13 protein-coding genes and 1 pseudogene are annotated in these 16,941 nt (G+C 34.1%); 8 read left to right on the top strand and 6 right to left on the bottom strand.

Annotated features, from left to right (window positions below; translation table 11 throughout):
• Nucleotides 1–79 precede the first annotated feature (79 nt).
• Both dnaK and dnaJ read left to right on the top strand, forming a co-directional pair.
• Nucleotides 80–1,996 carry a molecular chaperone DnaK gene (dnaK, locus tag J4T76_RS04725; RefSeq protein WP_267340197.1) on the top strand — a complete coding sequence of 639 codons (1,917 nt, stop codon included), beginning with the start codon at nt 80–82 and terminating at the stop codon, nt 1,994–1,996.
• Nucleotides 1,997–2,124: 128 nt separating this feature from the next.
• The gene (dnaJ, locus tag J4T76_RS04720) at nt 2,125–3,255 is read left to right on the top strand and encodes a molecular chaperone DnaJ (protein WP_267340198.1); all 1,131 of its coding nucleotides are present in this window, start codon (nt 2,125–2,127) and stop codon (nt 3,253–3,255) included.
• A gap of 583 nt (nt 3,256–3,838) precedes the next feature.
• Here dnaJ and grcA read toward each other — a convergent pair.
• Complete coding sequence (gene grcA, locus J4T76_RS04715) at nt 3,839–4,222, bottom strand: autonomous glycyl radical cofactor GrcA (protein WP_025314317.1); 384 nt, start codon at nt 4,220–4,222, stop codon at nt 3,839–3,841.
• Nucleotides 4,223–5,080: 858 nt separating this feature from the next.
• Here grcA and J4T76_RS04710 point away from each other — a divergent pair.
• The 4 genes and pseudogenes from J4T76_RS04710 (at nt 5,081) to gntR (ending at nt 8,422) form a co-directional block, all read left to right on the top strand.
• On the top strand, nt 5,081–5,443 hold the full coding sequence (locus J4T76_RS04710; RefSeq protein ID WP_324123791.1) for an MFS transporter: 363 nt from the start codon (nt 5,081–5,083) through the stop codon (nt 5,441–5,443).
• Between the two features lie 114 nt (nt 5,444–5,557).
• Nucleotides 5,558–6,655, top strand: a pseudogene (locus tag J4T76_RS11845) (glycoside hydrolase family 88/105 protein).
• A 77-nt stretch (nt 6,656–6,732) separates the two neighbouring features.
• Complete coding sequence (ung, locus tag J4T76_RS04695; protein WP_267340202.1) at nt 6,733–7,425, top strand: uracil-DNA glycosylase; 693 nt, start codon at nt 6,733–6,735, stop codon at nt 7,423–7,425.
• A 1-nt stretch (nt 7,426) separates the two neighbouring features.
• On the top strand, nt 7,427–8,422 hold the full coding sequence (gene gntR / locus J4T76_RS04690; RefSeq protein WP_267340204.1) for a gluconate operon transcriptional repressor GntR: 996 nt from the start codon (nt 7,427–7,429) through the stop codon (nt 8,420–8,422).
• A gap of 66 nt (nt 8,423–8,488) precedes the next feature.
• Here the strand turns inward: gntR and J4T76_RS04685 are convergent, their stop codons facing one another.
• A complete protein-coding gene (locus J4T76_RS04685) occupies nt 8,489–8,836 on the bottom strand; it encodes a DUF805 domain-containing protein (RefSeq protein WP_267340206.1) in 348 nt (115 codons plus the stop codon).
• A 247-nt stretch (nt 8,837–9,083) separates the two neighbouring features.
• Between J4T76_RS04685 and upp the strand changes: the two genes are divergently transcribed.
• Together upp and J4T76_RS04675 are read left to right on the top strand one after the other, a co-directional pair.
• A complete protein-coding gene (upp, locus tag J4T76_RS04680; protein WP_267340208.1) occupies nt 9,084–9,710 on the top strand; it encodes a uracil phosphoribosyltransferase in 627 nt (208 codons plus the stop codon).
• Between the two features lie 186 nt (nt 9,711–9,896).
• Complete coding sequence (locus J4T76_RS04675) at nt 9,897–11,081, top strand: uracil-xanthine permease family protein (protein WP_443135237.1); 1,185 nt, start codon at nt 9,897–9,899, stop codon at nt 11,079–11,081.
• Between the two features lie 552 nt (nt 11,082–11,633).
• Here J4T76_RS04675 and lysS read toward each other — a convergent pair.
• The 4 genes from lysS to J4T76_RS04655 all read right to left on the bottom strand — a co-directional run bounded on the left by lysS (nt 11,634) and on the right by J4T76_RS04655 (nt 16,525).
• Complete coding sequence (lysS, locus tag J4T76_RS04670; protein ID WP_267340211.1) at nt 11,634–13,148, bottom strand: lysine--tRNA ligase; 1,515 nt, start codon at nt 13,146–13,148, stop codon at nt 11,634–11,636.
• A gap of 31 nt (nt 13,149–13,179) precedes the next feature.
• A protein-coding gene (gene prfB / locus J4T76_RS04665) for a peptide chain release factor 2 (protein ID WP_324123788.1) occupies nt 13,180–14,278 on the bottom strand; the annotation gives its coding sequence in 2 pieces (ribosomal slippage) (nt 13,180–14,202 and nt 14,204–14,278; 1,098 coding nt in all).
• A 298-nt stretch (nt 14,279–14,576) separates the two neighbouring features.
• Nucleotides 14,577–15,203, bottom strand: a complete 627-nt coding sequence (locus J4T76_RS04660; protein WP_267340212.1) for a Fe-Mn family superoxide dismutase — start codon at nt 15,201–15,203, stop codon at nt 14,577–14,579.
• Between the two features lie 596 nt (nt 15,204–15,799).
• The gene (locus J4T76_RS04655) at nt 15,800–16,525 is read right to left on the bottom strand and encodes a type 1 glutamine amidotransferase (RefSeq protein ID WP_267340213.1); all 726 of its coding nucleotides are present in this window, start codon (nt 16,523–16,525) and stop codon (nt 15,800–15,802) included.
• Nucleotides 16,526–16,941 lie beyond the last annotated feature (416 nt).

Genomic DNA, 16,941 nt, shown 5'->3' with positions numbered 1-16,941 from the left:
TATAAATTTAAAGCTTGAAAATCAAAATTTAAGACTTATATACAAGAAATAAAATACAGGTTTTGAGGAGAAAAAGATTATGGGTAAAATTATAGGTATTGATTTAGGTACAACAAATTCATGTGTTGCAGTGATGGACAATGGTCAAGCGAAAGTATTAGAAAATGCAGAAGGCGATCGCACAACTCCTTCCATTATTGCTTATACACAAGATGGTGAAATTTTAGTTGGTCAACCAGCAAAACGCCAAGCAGTAACTAATCCACAAAATACATTATTTGCCATTAAACGTTTAATTGGTCGTCGTTTTGAAGATGCTGAAGTACAACGTGATGTGGGTATTATGCCATACAAAATTGTAAAAGCTGATAACGGCGATGCATGGGTTGATGTTAAAGGTCAGAAAATTGCTCCACCACAAATCTCTGCTGAAGTATTAAAGAAAATGAAAAAGACAGCAGAAGATTATCTTGGTGAGCCAGTGACTGAAGCGGTGATCACTGTTCCAGCTTATTTCAATGATGCTCAACGTCAAGCAACAAAAGATGCTGGTCGAATTGCCGGTTTAGATGTTAAACGTATTATTAACGAGCCAACAGCAGCAGCGCTTGCTTATGGTTTAGATAAAGATGTGGGGAACCGCACAATCGCAGTATACGACCTTGGTGGTGGTACATTTGATATTTCAATTATCGAAATTGATGATGTTGATGGTGAAAAAACATTTGAAGTATTAGCAACAAATGGTGATACTCACTTAGGTGGTGAAGATTTTGACTCTCGCTTAATTAACTATTTAGTTGATGAATTTAAACGTGAACAAGGTTTCGATCTTAAAAATGATCCACTTGCAATGCAACGTTTAAAAGAAGCGGCTGAAAAAGCGAAAATTGAATTATCATCAGCACAACAAACTGATATCAACTTACCATATATCACTGCTGATGCGACTGGACCAAAACATTTAAATATTAAAGTAACTCGTGCAAAACTTGAATCTTTAGTAGAAGATTTAGTTAAACGTTCAATGGAACCAGTTAAAACTGCGTTACAAGATGCTGGTCTATCTGTCTCTGATATTAAAGATGTAATTTTAGTTGGCGGTCAAACACGTATGCCAATGGTGCAAAAAGCAGTTGCTGACTTCTTTGGTAAAGAACCACGTAAAGATGTAAACCCTGACGAAGCAGTTGCGGTGGGTGCGGCAGTACAAGGTGGCGTGCTTGGTGGTGATGTTAAAGACGTATTATTACTTGACGTAACTCCATTGTCGCTTGGTATTGAAACGATGGGTGGTGTAATGACTACCTTAATTGAGAAAAACACAACTATCCCAACTAAACATAGTCAAGTGTTCTCAACAGCGGAAGATAATCAATCAGCAGTAACTATTCATGTATTACAAGGTGAACGTAAACGCGCTAGTGATAATAAATCATTAGGTCAATTTAACCTTGATGGTATTCAAGCTGCACCTCGTGGTATGCCACAAATTGAAGTAACTTTTGATATTGATGCTGATGGTATCTTACATGTATCAGCGAAAGATAAAAATACCGGTCGTGAACAAAATATTACTATTAAGGCATCTTCTGGTTTAAGTGAAGAAGAGATCCAAAAAATGGTAAATGATGCTGAAGCAAATGCCGATGCTGACCGTAAGTTTGAAGAATTAGCTCAAGTGCGTAATCAAGCCGATCATCTTGTTCACTCAACTCGTAAAAAAGTGACAGAAGCTGGTGATCAATTATCAGCAGATGATAAAAAAGCAATCGAAGATGCAGTAAGCGCTTTAGAAGTTGCCGCTCGCGGCGAAGATAAAGCCGAAATTGAAGCAAAAATTAATGCGTTGATGGAAGCATCTAAAAAATTGCTTGAATTAGAACAACAACAAGCTCAAAGTGACCAATCTGCAAACCAAACAAACAGCGGTTCTGCGGCGCAAGATGATGTTGTTGATGCTGATTTCAAAGAAGTTGATGACGAGAAAAAATAATAAGCATTAATAAAGATGTTTTTTAATGAGTTATTTCAACGAGTTTTAAACATGTAACACATTAAACGGGCGCGAGGTAACTCAAGCCCGTTTAGTTGTTTATGTTATGATAAAAATAAAGGTTAATTATGGCGAAGAAAGATTATTATGAAATATTAGGCGTAAGCAAAACAGCCACTGAAAGTGAAATAAAAAAAGCCTATAAACGCCTAGCCATGAAATATCATCCTGACAAGAATCAGGATAATAAAGCCGAAGCTGAATCAAAATTTAAAGAAGTCAAAGAAGCATATGAAATTTTGACCGATGCCCAAAAGAAAGCTGCTTATGATCAATATGGACATGCAGCGTTTGAACAAGGTGGCGGTGCTGGAGCTGGTGGATTTGGCGGTTTCAGTGGTTTTGGTGGTGGTGCATTTGATGACCTATTTAGTGACTTCTTCGGTGGTGGGCGTGGACGCGGTCAAACCGCATCTCGAGGTGCAGATCTTCAATATAATATTACATTAACACTTGAAGAAGCGGCTAACGGTGTTAGCAAAGAAATTAAAGTACCAACTTGGGTCACATGTGATACTTGTCATGGGCAAGGTACTGAAAAGTCATCTGATGTAGTTACTTGTGATACCTGTCATGGTGCTGGCGTTGTCCAAATGCGTCAAGGATTTTTTGCTGTACAACAAGAATGCCCAACCTGCCATGGTCGTGGTAAAGTTGTTAAAAATCCATGTAAGAAGTGTCATGGTGAAGGTCGTGTACAAAAAAATAAAACACTATCAGTTACTATTCCAGCTGGTGTTGATACTGGTAATCGAATTCGACTTGCTGGCGAAGGTGAAGCTGGTTTAAATGGTGCTCCAGCTGGTGATTTATATGTTCAAGTACAAATCAAACAGCATGCGATTTTTGAACGTGATGGCACTAATTTACATTGTGAAATACCAATTAATATTGTTTTAGCGTCACTTGGTGGTGAAGTTGAGGTTCCAACCCTTAACGGTAAAGTAAGTTTAACTATTCCAGCCGAGACACAAACAGGCAAAATGTTCCGATTACGTGGTAAAGGTATTAAATCCTTACGTAGTAGTTCGGTTGGTGATCTTTACTGTCATGTAGTAGTTGAAACACCAGTTAACTTAACCAGTAAACAAAAAGAACTATTGAAAGAGTTAGGTGAAAGTTTTAAAGCAGATAAAAGCTCCAAACATAGTCCGAAAGAAAAAAACTTTTTTGATAAAGTGAAAAAGTTTTTTGGTTAATATTAATTAATAATAATAAAATCGAGCCACTAAGGCTTGATTTTGTTATTATTCTCATGTTGATTGTAAATTTTAATTTCTTTTTTCTTCTATACATCAAATATTCAAAATTTTCACTAAACTCAACTTGTCGTTATTATTTTTTGCGTTAGTTGGTTTCCTTTTATTTCCAGTAAATGTTAGAGAACTCTACAAGCATTTGGTAGGCTTATTTATCTAATATTATGGTGAGACAGACATACATGACCAATACCTATAATTACTGAATTGGTCAGGATAAAAAATTTAACTTGCTTATATAAATATTAATTATATGGAAGGATTGGGTATTTTCACATTAATTTATTTATTAGGTTAAATCAATTGATTATGATGATTATTTTTGAAACGCTTATTTGTGGTGATCAATCTTATCAATTCGTTTTGATCAAATAATAGGGATGTTTGATTATGGACTTACAATTAAAAATATTAAAATGTTTAATATTGATATAAGTAAATTATTTTTTCATAAAAAAAAGGATAATTTTTAATTATCCTTTTTATGCTAATTATTATTAGGTTTAAAACATATTGATACTAATTACATTTTTGTAGTAAAAGTACGGGCAATAACATCACGTTGTTGTTCTGCTGTTAAAGAATTAAAACGTACAGCATAACCAGAAACACGGATAGTTAATTGTGGATATTTTTCAGGGTGTTTTACTGCATCTTCCAAAGTTTCACGACGAAGAACATTAACATTCAAATGTTGACCACCTTCAACTTTGATTGTTGGTGCTACATCTAAAGGTACTTCACGATATTCAAATTGACCAAGTTCAGCAGTTGGAATAATTTGATCTTCTTTATAAACAGATTTAGCAGCTACACAACGTGCTTCTTTAGTTGAATCATCTAATAACCAAAAAGAGTTAAGTAGTGCAGCATTGTCAGCTTTAGTAATTTGGATACCTGTAATCATTTTTAAATCCTCCTAACGGGCCTTATTGCCCTTATCTATTGTGAGTTAATATAGCACTTTCATAATTTGATTAAAGTCAAAATAAGCTATCAATTCAATAAGTAATACCTTTGGTTATTTTTTTTTGCTTTAATTGCAATGCTTGTAAGCAACTCTTTAAATTTTTTAAAATTTATTGGTTAATTTATATGGATCTTTTTTTAAGAAAATTTAAAAAACACTTTGATAAGTAAAACACCAAAAATTAATTTGATCAATAAGAGATATAAATATGATCAGCTTAAAATTTAATCTCTTCTTGATTCATACATAATAAGTAATGACACTAAGTGTAAAAGCAAATTTAAATACCTTACCAAAAACTCATTATTACTTAGACAATGATATCTTGATGAACTAAAACACCATTATGGGCATTTTATATCAATCACCTGAGCAGTCGTACCTTCTGCCTTTGAATAAATTTTAAGACTTATACCTCAGCAGTGCAGATTAAACAGATTCATTTACTGGCAGCTTGGTATAATTGAATAAATATAATCACATCTGGTTTTTACCTAAATTCAACTTTCCGTCGGTTCCACCAGAAAAAATGATGGCTGGTCACGATAATCTGGTTTGGCATGCTAACAAATAAACTTCAATCTTGAGACGACAAAACGAGTTAAAAATAATTAATGCTTCAGCTTTCTCAAGACCTCCTATTAATGAAATAGCCACTCTTGGATTCGTCATATAAAAACTCACCATTTTGGTATGAGCTGCTTAGCTTATGGTGTCATTTTTATGACCCTTTAAGTGATATTCATATACTGTTGATTATTGTATCGGCGATAGCGGGATTAGGCCGAAGGGGGGATCAACTATATTCCTTGTAATATCCATACTTACATTTCTGATGTCGATGAAATTATTACCGGTAAACGTCGAGAAGGAATTTTTGCAGAAGTAATGATCTTCACACGGAAAGCTTCTCAAGCAGGGGCAGTAATGCTAATTGTCATTTGTTTGCAAAACTCAGGATTTGTTAAAGGACATAATGAGCAACCACTAGGGGTATCACAAACTATTTTAATCTTATTAATCGTTAGCACTATTTTTGTTTTAACTTTAGGTTTTTTAATTTCATTAAAATTTAAACTGGATTTGAAAACTCACAAAATATTAATTGATGAAATTAATAATATAAAAAAATTGGAACAAATTCAGAAAAAAGAATAAGTGATAAAGGAAAACCCATTATCGAAATGTTGACTGCAATGCCTGTTACCGAACTTTGGGGCAAAATAAATGAGTATTAGCTGTTTTATATAAATTTATAAAAGGATGAGAAAGATGCAAATATTTCCTGTAAAACATAGTAAATTGCTCTGTAAACCCGAGTATTTAGTTTCTAAATCTGAATTACAAAAATTGATTCAAAACATTATTAATAATTTAATTAATATAAAAGATGAAACAGGTGAATTTTTATTGCGACTGGATGATGGACAGGTTATTGATACTAAAGATTGGGATGGATGGGTATGGACCCATGGCATCGGTCTTTATGGTATGCATCAATTTTATCAACAGACTGGCGATAAGGTTACGTTAGAAATTATTGATAATTGGTTTGAACAGCGTTTGTCTGAAGGAACATCAACTAAAAATGTAAATACTGTATGCCCATTTCTGACATTGGCTTATCGCTACGAAGAAACTAAAAATTCTGTTTTTTTGCCTTATTTAGAGAGTTGGACTGATTGGGTGATGTATGATATGCCTTGAACTAAATTTAGAGATTTACAACATATTGTTTATAATAATGAAAATCATCAACAACTTTGGGATGATACTTTGATGATGAGTGTATTACCAATTGTTAAAATTGGTAATACACTCAATAAATCTGAATATATTCAAGAAGCAATTTATCAAATATTGATTCATATTCAATATTTAATGGATCGTCAGACAGGTCTTTAGTTTCATGGTTGGACCTTTGACGGTAATCATCATTTTGTTAAAGCAAAATGGGCAAGGGGAAACAGTGGTTGATCATAGTGATCCCGGAATTTATCGAACTACTTGATCTTCAGAAAAGATCCGATTCGTAAAATGCTTATTGAAATTTTAAATGCTCAAGTTGAAGCATTAGCCTAATATCAAGATGAAAGTGGTTCATGGCATACTATTATTGATGATACTACCTCATATTTGGAAACATCAGCAACAGCAGGTTTTGCTTATGGAATATTAAAATCAATTAGAATACGCTATATATCGTATGATTATAAAATTATTGCTAAAAAAGCGATTAAAGGTGTGATGGCTAACATTAATGATGAAGGTAAACTCTTAAATGTCTCATTTGGAACGGCAATGGGTAACGATCTGGAGTATTATAAAAATATTCTACTAACATCCATGCCTAAAATTGATTATCAATAGGTTTATTATGATTTTTAGGTATAATTAATACAACCATTAAATAATGTTGTTAAGCCACAAAAGAATATAGGTATTGTATGACGAATCAATTAACCTGGCATGATGTCATCGGTTCTGAAAAAGAAAAACCTTATTTTCAACAGATAATGCAATTTGTAGCATCGCAACGTGCTGAAGGAAAGATTATTTACCCTCCTAAGCACGATGTTTTTAATGCTTTTCGTTTTACTCCATTTAATGAAATCAAAGTTGTGATTTTAGGGCAAGATCCTTATCATGGTCCTAATCAAGCACATGGGCTTTCATTTTCAGTGTTACCAGGTATAAAACCACCGCCTTCTTTATTAAATATTTATAAAGAACTGTCTACTGATATTGAAGGATTTAACATTCCTTCTCATGGATACCTTGCCTCTTGGGCAAGTCAAGGCGTATTATTGTTGAACAATGTATTGACTGTAGAAGCAGGGCAAGCTCATTCACACGCTAAAATAGGTTGGGAAACATTTACCGATCACGTAATTGCTGCAATCGATCAATATCTTGAAGGGGTGGTTTTTTTGTTGTGGGGATCACCTGCGCAAAAGAAAGGACAGTTTATTGATCGTCAAAAACATCATGTATTAACTTCAGTTCATCCATCCCCTTTGTCTGCTCATCGTGGTTTTTTAGGATGTAAGCATTTTTCAAAAGCGAATGATCTTATTCGGCAACAAGGTAAAACACCAATAGATTGGCAACCGAAGCTTCCGGAAAACATTAATGTGTAGTATGAAAAAACGCCGTACAGGTTTGCAAGAAATAGCGGATTTTATAGGTATTAGTAAAATGACGGTAAGCCGTTTTTTACGTGATCCTAATCTTGTATCAAAACCACTTCAGTTGCAAATATCCGCGGCAATAGATGAACTTGGTTATATCCCTAATAAAGCGCCGGATATGCTGTCTAATGCAAAAAGTAATGCAATTGGTGTATTACTACCATCATTAACCAATCAGGTGTTTGCTGATGTATTAAAAGGTATCGAACTTGTAACAGACAAATATGGTTATCAAACCATGATTGCGCATACAGGATATAATCCGGAAAAAGAAGAAATGCGGTTACGGTCGTTACTAGCTTATAATATTGATGGATTAATATTAACTGAACGTACTCATACCGCTGCAACACGAAAAATGATTGAAATATCGGGCGTGCCCGTTGTTGAAATTATGGACAGTGTTTCGCCTTGCATTGATATGGCTGTGGGTTTTGATAATTATGGGGTAACTAAAAATATGGTCAATTGTATGATTAAAAAAGGGTATAAACATATTGCTTATTTTAGTGCTCGTCAGGATGATAGAAGTATTATTCGCCAGCAAGGTTATGAACAAGCTATGCAAGAAGCTGGGCTTTTTGCCAAAACTTTTGCAACAAAAAAATCTTCATCTTACTCATTAGGTAAGCAATTACTTCATCAAGCATTGAAAGAGTATCCACAAATTGATGGTGTTTTTAGTACTAATGATGATTTAGCGCTCGGGGTATTGTTTGAATGTCAACGATTGGACATAAAAGTACCTAAACAATTGGCTATTGCGGGTTTTCATGGGCACGATGTTGGACAAGTTGTCACGCCAAAATTAGCTTCTATTTTGACACCGAGGATGAAAATTGGTCAGAAATCAGCAGAAATGTTATTACAATGTATTAATGGTGAGCAGATTGATCAGAATGTAATTGATTTGCCAGTTGAGTATTTAAACGGCGAAAGCATTTGATAATATAGCTGATGCATAAACTAACCTCATTATTTTAAAATAATCAGGTTAGTGTCCATGAGTTATTTATAACTCTTTAGGATATTGACCAAATCGGTTAAGTCCGGGTGTTGAATCCATTAAGAAAAAGATGAATAATATAATATTGCCAAATGGAACAAGCTGTAGCAGTAACCACCAACCTGATTTGTCTGTATCATGTAAACGTCGTACTGACACAGCCAAAGTAGGGAGTGTTGTTGCTAACAAAAATATGGTTGTTATATTTAAGTCTAGTCCCAACGACTTATCAAGTATTATTGTAAAAAAGGAGGCAATAAGAATAAATAACATATACATCCAATACTCTTTTCGACGTGCTCTTCCTTTAAAATTTATGTAATTTTTTGTAATACAATCAATAAACCAGCCCATTTTTTATCATCCTTGTTAATTTAATTAAAAAAAAATCCTATTGATTTGATATTTTAATAAAAAAAAATTGAAAATAAAACTGATTTTTATCATTAAAATTTCTTTTTTTTATTATATTACTAATAGTTATGTTATCAGAACTGTTGTTGATTTCAGGTTTTCATAAAGTCAGATTTATGTTAGAATTATCGCTCAGTGGTTATTTATACCTACTAATTTATCTTCAAAGAATAACACTGAGGCCCCCATGAAAATTGTTGAAGTAAAACACCCTCTTGTACGTCATAAAATCGGCTTAATGCGTGAAAGTGATATTAGCACAAAAGATTTCCGTGACCTTGCCAGTGAAGTAGGCAGCTTATTAACTTATGAAGCAACGGCAAATCTACCGACCGAAACTGTAACCATAGAAGGTTGGTGTGGTCCAGTTCAGGTAGAACGCATTAAAGGCAAAAAAATTACTGTAGTGCCAATTTTGCGTGCAGGTTTAGGCATGATGGATGGTGTATTGGAACATGTACCTAGTGCAAGAATTAGCGTCGTTGGTTTTTATCGTAATGAGGAAACTCTTGAACCTGTGCCTTATTTCCAAAAATTAACTTCTGATATTGAAGAACGAATGGCTTTGGTTGTTGATCCAATGCTTGCAACCGGTGGTTCAATGGTTGCAACTATTGATCTGCTTAAGAAAGCGGGTTGTAAAAATATCAAAGTATTGGTTTTAGTTGCTGCTCCAGAAGGAATTAAAACGCTTGAGCAGGCGCATCCAGATGTGGAACTTTATACCGCTTCAATTGATGAAAGATTGAATGATAAAGGCTACATCTTACCTGGGCTTGGTGATGCCGGAGACAAGATATTTGGCACCAAATAAAATTTCAAATTTTAGACCGGTTTATCCGGTTTTTTTATGCCTGTTAATTAATTATCAAATTCTTTATGAGCTACAGATTAAGTTGAAAAGGAGATTGTCAACGTGGTAAAAATCACAATAGATGAAGTAAAGCATGATGCCCCTCTGTCTAAATTTTCATGGCAGGATATTTTCACTGGTGCTCAAATGTTATTTGTCGCATTTGGTGCATTAGTTTTAGTTCCTTTATTAACTGGATTAAACCCCAATGTCGCACTTTTTACAGCTGGTGTTGGAACGTTATTGTTTCAACTTACTACTAAAGGAAAAGTACCAGTATTTTTAGCTTCTTCCTTTGCTTTTATTGCGCCGATTTCTTTTGGTGTAGCACAGTGGGGAATACCGGCAACGCTAGGAGGTTTAGTTGCTGCCGGTTTTGTGTTTATGTTTTTTGCTTTTTTAGTAAAAATTAACGGAAATAATGTCATTAATCGAATTTTACCACCAGTGGTGACGGGTCCTATTATTATGGTTATTGGATTATCGCTGGCCCCTGTTGCTGTCGGCATGGCAATGGGTAAAGATAGTGGCTTAATGGCTGAAAATTATCAGTTAATTATTATTTCAATGGCATCACTAATCACTACCTTAGCTATGGCGATTTGGGCAAAAGGTTTTTTTAAATTAGTGCCTATTATTGCCGGTATCATCGTAGGGTATGTATTTTCCTGCTTATTTGGTATTGTCAATTTTCAACCTGTTATTGATGCTCCTTGGTTTAAAGTTCCTGATTTCACGTTTCCAACATTTCAATGGCAGTCTATTTTATATATGATTCCAATTGTTATCGCACCAACTATCGAACATGTAGGTGATATTATGGCAATTAGTTCTGTTACTGGTAAAGATTATACCCGTGAACCCGGCTTACAACGTACTTTGTTAGGTGATGGATTGGCAACTTCTACTGCTGGATTTTTTGGAGGTCCACCTTGTATTACTTACGCTGAAGTTATTGGTGCAGTAACATTAACTCGTAATTTTAAAACAAGAGTGATGACGTGGGCTGCAATTTGGGCGATTTTAATGTCTTTTGTTGGAAAGATTGGCGCTTTTTTAAGCTCTATTCCAACAGTAGTTATGGGGGGCATTATGGTACTCTTGTTTGGATCAATTGCATCGGTAGGCATTAATATTTTAGTCAAACATAAAGTGGATTTATCCGTTTCCCGTAATATGTGTATTGTTTCGTTAGTTTTAGTCTTTGGTATTGGTGGAATGATTTTTGATTTTGGCTCGTATGCCCTTCAAGGAATTAGCTTGTGTGGCATTTTAGCTATCGTATTAAATTTAATTTTACCTCATCACACTAAACCAACCAATGTTGGTTAATCTAAATTAATAGACCGTTTATGAAGAACATCATGAACGGTTATTCTTTTTTCTTATAACAGACTATTTTATTAATATCGCCGTGACTTTATGTCAGTGATGACTTTCTTTTAAAAAGTTTAAGTCTTCGATAAAGATCTTTAGTTAAACTTTTTCTTTTATTATTAAAAAATAACTTAATCAATATTGATTAGGAACGTTAACCATGGTTTTTAATAGATGAATTAGCAAATTTAATTATTATGATTAATTATTGACTCATTGATTTTAAAGATAATGGTTAAAAGGCTGTAAGCATGATTTGTGAAGTTTTGAGTTAGTATGATTAATTGTATTTTACTTTAATTTAATTTAATTGATTACTGTGAACAAAAACATTTAACGTAATTATATGATTTTAATTAAATGGGAAACAGTTGAATAAAGGTAATATCCATTAATTTTTATTAGAATAAAGAATAAATCTTGTAAAAAAGTTTGAGGTTAACTATACGTTTGAGTATAAAACCTCACTTATTATAAAATAAGTGAGGTTTATTAAAGTAAAAAATTTTATTTTATTGGGCGCATGGTCGGGAATAGAATTACGTCACGAATGGTATGGCTGTTAGTAAATAACATCACAGTACGATCGATACCAATACCGAGTCCTGCCGTTGGCGGTAAACCATGTTCAAGTGCTGTGATATAATCATCATCATAAAACATCGCTTCATCATCTCCTGCATCTTTTTGTGATACTTGATCAGCAAAACGTTGTGCTTGATCTTCAGCATCATTAAGTTCTGAAAAGCCGTTACCAATTTCACGTCCACCAATAAAGAATTCAAAGCGGTCTGTTACAAATGGGTTTTCATCGTTTCGACGAGCAAGTGGTGAGACTTCTGCCGGGTATTCGGTGATAAATGTTGGTTGAATAAGGTTAGCTTCAGCCACTTCTTCAAATATTTCAGTTACCACTCGACCAAGTCCCCAGCCTTTTTCCACTTTGATTCCTACGGCTTTTGCAATCGCACAGGCTTTGTCAAAATCATCTAAATCAGCATTGTTAGTTTCTGGACGATAATGGCAGATTGCTTCACGCATGGTCATTTTGATAAATGGTTTGCCGAAATCAAAAGTGTGTTCGCCATATTGCACTACTGCATTCCCCGTCACGGCAATGGCTAAACGACGGAATAACGCTTCAGTTAATACAATCAAATCTTTATAATCGGCATAAGCCATGTACATTTCCATCATGGTAAATTCAGGATTATGTCTTGGCGATACCCCTTCGTTTCGGAAATTGCGGTTGATTTCAAATACACGCTCAAATCCACCTACCACTAGACGTTTTAAGTAAAGTTCTGGCGCAATTCGTAAATACATGTCTAGATCAAGCGCATTATGGTGCGTAATAAATGGTTTGGCTGATGCACCACCTGGGATGACTTGCATCATCGGGGTTTCAACTTCCATAAAGTGGTTTTCTAACATGAAGTTACGAATTTCAGTTACCACTTTTGAGCGCGCAATAAAGGTGTCACGTGATTGTTGATTAGTAATTAAATCAAGGTAACGTTGACGATAGCGCATTTCTTGATCTGCTAAGCCGTGGAATTTATCGGGTAATGGGCGTAATGCTTTTGTTAGTAGGCGGATTTCTTCACAGTGGATTGATAGTTCACCTGTTTTGGTTTTGAATAAGTAGCCTTTAGCACCAACGATGTCACCAAGATCCCATTTTTTGAATTGTTCATTATAAAAGTTTTCAGGTAGATCATCACGAGTAACATAAAGTTGGATTTGCCCTGCAACATCTTGTAATGATACAAATGAGGCTTTACCCATAATACGGCGCATCATCATTCGACCCGCAACGGTTACAATAATTTTATTTTCAATTAATTCTTCGTTAGTTTTATCATCATACAATTTATGAAGATCGCTTGAAATTGCGTCACGGCGAAAGTCATTAGGGAAAGCAATACCTTGCTCACGAATATGTGCAAGCTTTTCACGACGTATTGTAAGCTCGTTATTTAACTCTTCAATAGGGTTTTGTTGCTCTTGCTGTGTTGACATAATTTTACCTTTTCTTTATCACCAAGCAGGGTTATAAACCTGCTTTTAAGCTTTCTTCAATAAATTGATCTAAATCACCGTCTAAAACGGCTTGAGTATTGCGTGTTTCTACACCAGTACGTAAATCTTTAATCCTTGAGTCATCAAGGACATATGAACGAATTTGACTGCCCCAACCGATATCGGATTTATTGTCTTCCATCTGCTGTTTTTCTGCATTTTTTTTCTGCATTTCAAGCTCATACAATTTAGCTTTTAACTGCTTTATGGCTTGATCTTTATTACTGTGCTGAGAACGATTATTTTGACATTGTGTTACTATGCCAGTTGGAATATGTGTAATGCGTACCGCTGATTCAGTTCTATTAACATGCTGACCACCCGCACCGGATGCACGATAAACATCAATACGGAGATCGGTAGGGTTGATATCAATATCAATATTATCATCAATTTCAGGGTAGACAAAGACTGATGCAAATGATGTATGACGGCGGTTACCTGAATCAAATGGACTTTTACGTACTAAGCGGTGAACTCCTGTTTCGGTGCGCAACCAACCATAAGCATAATCGCCAGATACCTTAATTGTCGCTGATTTTATACCAGCAACATCACCATCGGATACTTCCATTACTTCGGTTGTGAAACCTTTTGATTCGGCCCAGCGCAAATACATTCTGAGTAGCATTTCTGCCCAATCTTGTGCTTCAGTACCACCTGAACCCGATTGGATATCCAAATAACAGTCAGCACTATCATAATCACCTGAAAACATACGGCGGAATTCAAGCCCGGCTAGTTTTTTTTCTAATTGTTCAAGTTCTAAATTGGCTTCATCAAAAGTGTCTTGATCTTCAGCTTCAACAGCAAGCTCAAGCAAGCCTTCGACATCGTCAAGCCCTTGCTCTAATGAATTAATGGTATTAATGATATCTTCAAGTGTTACTCGTTCTTTACCTAAAGCTTGTGCTTTTTCAGGATTTGCCCAGACTTCAGATTGCTCTAATTCGGCGTTGACTTCTTCTAGTCGTTCTTTTTTTAGATCATAGTCAAAGATACCCCCGAATCACAGCACTGCGTTCGGTAAGTTCTGCTATTTTTGATTTAACCGGATTAATTTCAAACATGTTTTAAATTGGATACTCAGTTTATGATTTTTAGATAAGCTTTCATTGTAGCGGATTTAAGTATAATTTAGCAATTACCAATTTAGGCTTGGTGTATGGTGATTCAATAATTTTATCCAACAAAGTGGAAGATAAAATAACATTATCAAAAAGAAGTGAACATGAATAAAAAACAGTTCAAGTTCTAACAATGAGTTAATCGTGATATCGGCACAATAGTAAAGAATCATTACTAAAAACTCATAATGACGCGAGAGGCGTCATTATGAAGTAATTTGGATAAAATGATCGATAAAAATTATTTTTTAGCTTCTGCGTATAACTCAGCAACTTTATCCCAATTAATGACATTCCAAAATGCACCAATGTAATCGGCACGACGGTTTTGATATTTTAAATAGTAAGCATGTTCCCAAACGTCAAGAGCCAAAATTGGTGTGCCAGATACACCAGCAAATTTTTCACCCATAATTGGTGAATCTTGGTTAGCCGTAGAAACAACCTCAAGCTTACCATTCTTGAGTACTAACCAAGCCCAACCTGAACCAAAGCGGGTTGCTGCAGCAGCAGAAAATTTCTCTTTAAAAGCATCAATTGAACCAAAATCTTTTTCAATGGCCGTTTTCAACTCACCTTTGAGTTCAGTTCCGACTTTTAACAACTCCCAGAACAAAGTGTGATTAACATGACCACCAACGTTGTTTTTAAGACCGGTAACTTTGTCAGATGGGACTTTATCTAGATTTTTTAGTAAAGTTTCAGGACAAAAATCTTTAACTTCAGTAGGTAACGATTCTAATAAAGCGTTAGCATTGTTTACATAAGTTTGATGATGTTTATCATGATGAAGATGCATGGTTTCAGTATCAATATAAGGCTCTAAAGCATCATAAGCATAGGGTAGAGGGGGTAATGTATAAGCCATGAAATTGCTCCTTTCATTTATTGAGTTTTTTTAACTTTTTATGCTAAAAGTATACGAGCTATTACTGGTGCCCACAAACTATTATTTAGATAGTTCATGACTATCTAAGCAATAGCTATATTTTTAAACACAGTACAACGTTTGAATTAAAGCAAAAAAGATTTAAATCATCTACATTAATTTTAAATCAAACTGATTTTTATTAATGATAATAGATAAAAGCATTATCATTACCGGATTTTATAAGTGGTTTTTTCTTAACGTTGTTCATCAACTCGATAGAGCTTGAATGGCTAGATTGAAAAGCGTCGATTCAGTTTAGTGATAAGGCCATCAAGTTTTTCAATTATTAAACTAAAATTAGTGATTTTATTACATTATCGATACCTATCAACATGGTTAAGTACTTGTGACAAAAATAACACCCTATTGTTTATGGGGATAGCAACAAGTATTTTTTATCAACAACACAATTGGATTAGATATTTAGTATAAAATACTTTTCATTTTGCTTTAATCTTAACTAATTGTATTATTGAGATTTTCGAACAATATTGCCATGCGTCATTTCATTTTCCTAATGGTTAACTTTCTATCTATTTTGGGCTTGATAGATAATCTAAACTCAACTTATCAAGAAAAACAAAAAGTTTTAAATTCATTTGGCTGTAATCATGATTACGTAACATATCTGGTGTATCAACAAAGCGATAATTCGCAGCTTGATTGAGATCATTTAGTGAATGAGAGATAAGTTTTTCAACTACTTTGTGTGTTAACTCCAAATGACATTGAAAACCATAAACGAATTTACTGTAAGCAATAATTTGCCGCGGACAGCCTTCACTATAAGCAATTATTTGAGCATCTTTAGTTAATCCTGGCATATCATTGTGCCAATGACCTACCGCTAATTTATCACCGAAATGCGTAAATAGAGAATGATGCTTGCCCACATCAGTTAATGTAATTGGAAATTTGCCAATTTCTTTTTCTGGACTGTGTTCATGAGTGGCACCTAATGCTTCACCAATCAATTGTGATCCTAAGCAAACACCAATAACAACTTTATCTGATTGAATTGCTGATAAAATTACTGCTTGTTCAGCTAATGAATCAAAATACGTACATTCTTGCTTTGTCGTTGCCGGGGATTGTGGTCCACCCATAATAATTAAAAAATCAATGTGATTGATATTATCAGGTAGTGCTTCGCCAAGATAAACGCGAGAATAACTAATAGTATGTTGGTGTATTTTTGCCCATTGTTCGTAGGCGCCTGGTGTTTCAAATTCTTCATGAATAATAAAATGGATATGCATAGATCTCTAATATATTGAAATTATTAAATTAGTAAATAAGAAATTTAATATTAATTATCTTAAAAAAACACTCAACACTATATTAAGCGATAACAGGGATAAAAACAAAATATTTGTATTTCAATAATTGCATATGTAATGATAAATTCGATGAGTACCGTTATATTCATCTTTAATTACATCGTTTAAACCATTTTTTAAAATAAGAAAAATAACATTATTTTTCTATAAACTCGTCTTCATCATTATTTTAACTAAGTGGTTAATTTATAATCTTAAAATTAAATTAAATTAAATTAAATGACATGAATAAATAAAGGTTACGAAAAATTGATATTTTCATGTTCATAGTTTGATGTGATTTAGTTTGCTAACAAAGCAATATTAATTATGCTAATAATGATTATTTGACTATC

The organism is Gilliamella sp. B3022 (genome assembly GCF_028751545.1).
In the GTDB taxonomy this organism is placed as follows: domain Bacteria; phylum Pseudomonadota; class Gammaproteobacteria; order Enterobacterales; family Orbaceae; genus Gilliamella.
Note: the sequence above shows the minus strand (reverse complement) of the source record. Positions and strands in the feature narration are given on the sequence as shown.

Excerpts from the sequence above, each read along its gene's own strand:
- J4T76_RS04685 (WP_267340206.1), bottom strand. The coding sequence starts at position 8,836 with ATGGGCTGGTTTATTGATTGTATTACAAAAAATTACATAAATTTTAAA.
- dnaJ (WP_267340198.1), top strand. The coding sequence starts at position 2,125 with ATGGCGAAGAAAGATTATTATGAAATATTAGGCGTAAGCAAAACAGCC.
- J4T76_RS04655 (WP_267340213.1), bottom strand. The coding sequence starts at position 16,525 with ATGCATATCCATTTTATTATTCATGAAGAATTTGAAACACCAGGCGCC.
- ung (WP_267340202.1), top strand. The coding sequence starts at position 6,733 with ATGACGAATCAATTAACCTGGCATGATGTCATCGGTTCTGAAAAAGAA.
- grcA (WP_025314317.1), bottom strand. The coding sequence starts at position 4,222 with ATGATTACAGGTATCCAAATTACTAAAGCTGACAATGCTGCACTACTT.
- gntR (WP_267340204.1), top strand. The coding sequence starts at position 7,427 with ATGAAAAAACGCCGTACAGGTTTGCAAGAAATAGCGGATTTTATAGGT.
- lysS (WP_267340211.1), bottom strand. The coding sequence starts at position 13,148 with ATGTCAACACAGCAAGAGCAACAAAACCCTATTGAAGAGTTAAATAAC.
- J4T76_RS04660 (WP_267340212.1), bottom strand. The coding sequence starts at position 15,203 with ATGGCTTATACATTACCCCCTCTACCCTATGCTTATGATGCTTTAGAG.
- dnaK (WP_267340197.1), top strand. The coding sequence starts at position 80 with ATGGGTAAAATTATAGGTATTGATTTAGGTACAACAAATTCATGTGTT.
- J4T76_RS04675 (WP_443135237.1), top strand. The coding sequence starts at position 9,897 with ATGTTATTTGTCGCATTTGGTGCATTAGTTTTAGTTCCTTTATTAACT.
- upp (WP_267340208.1), top strand. The coding sequence starts at position 9,084 with ATGAAAATTGTTGAAGTAAAACACCCTCTTGTACGTCATAAAATCGGC.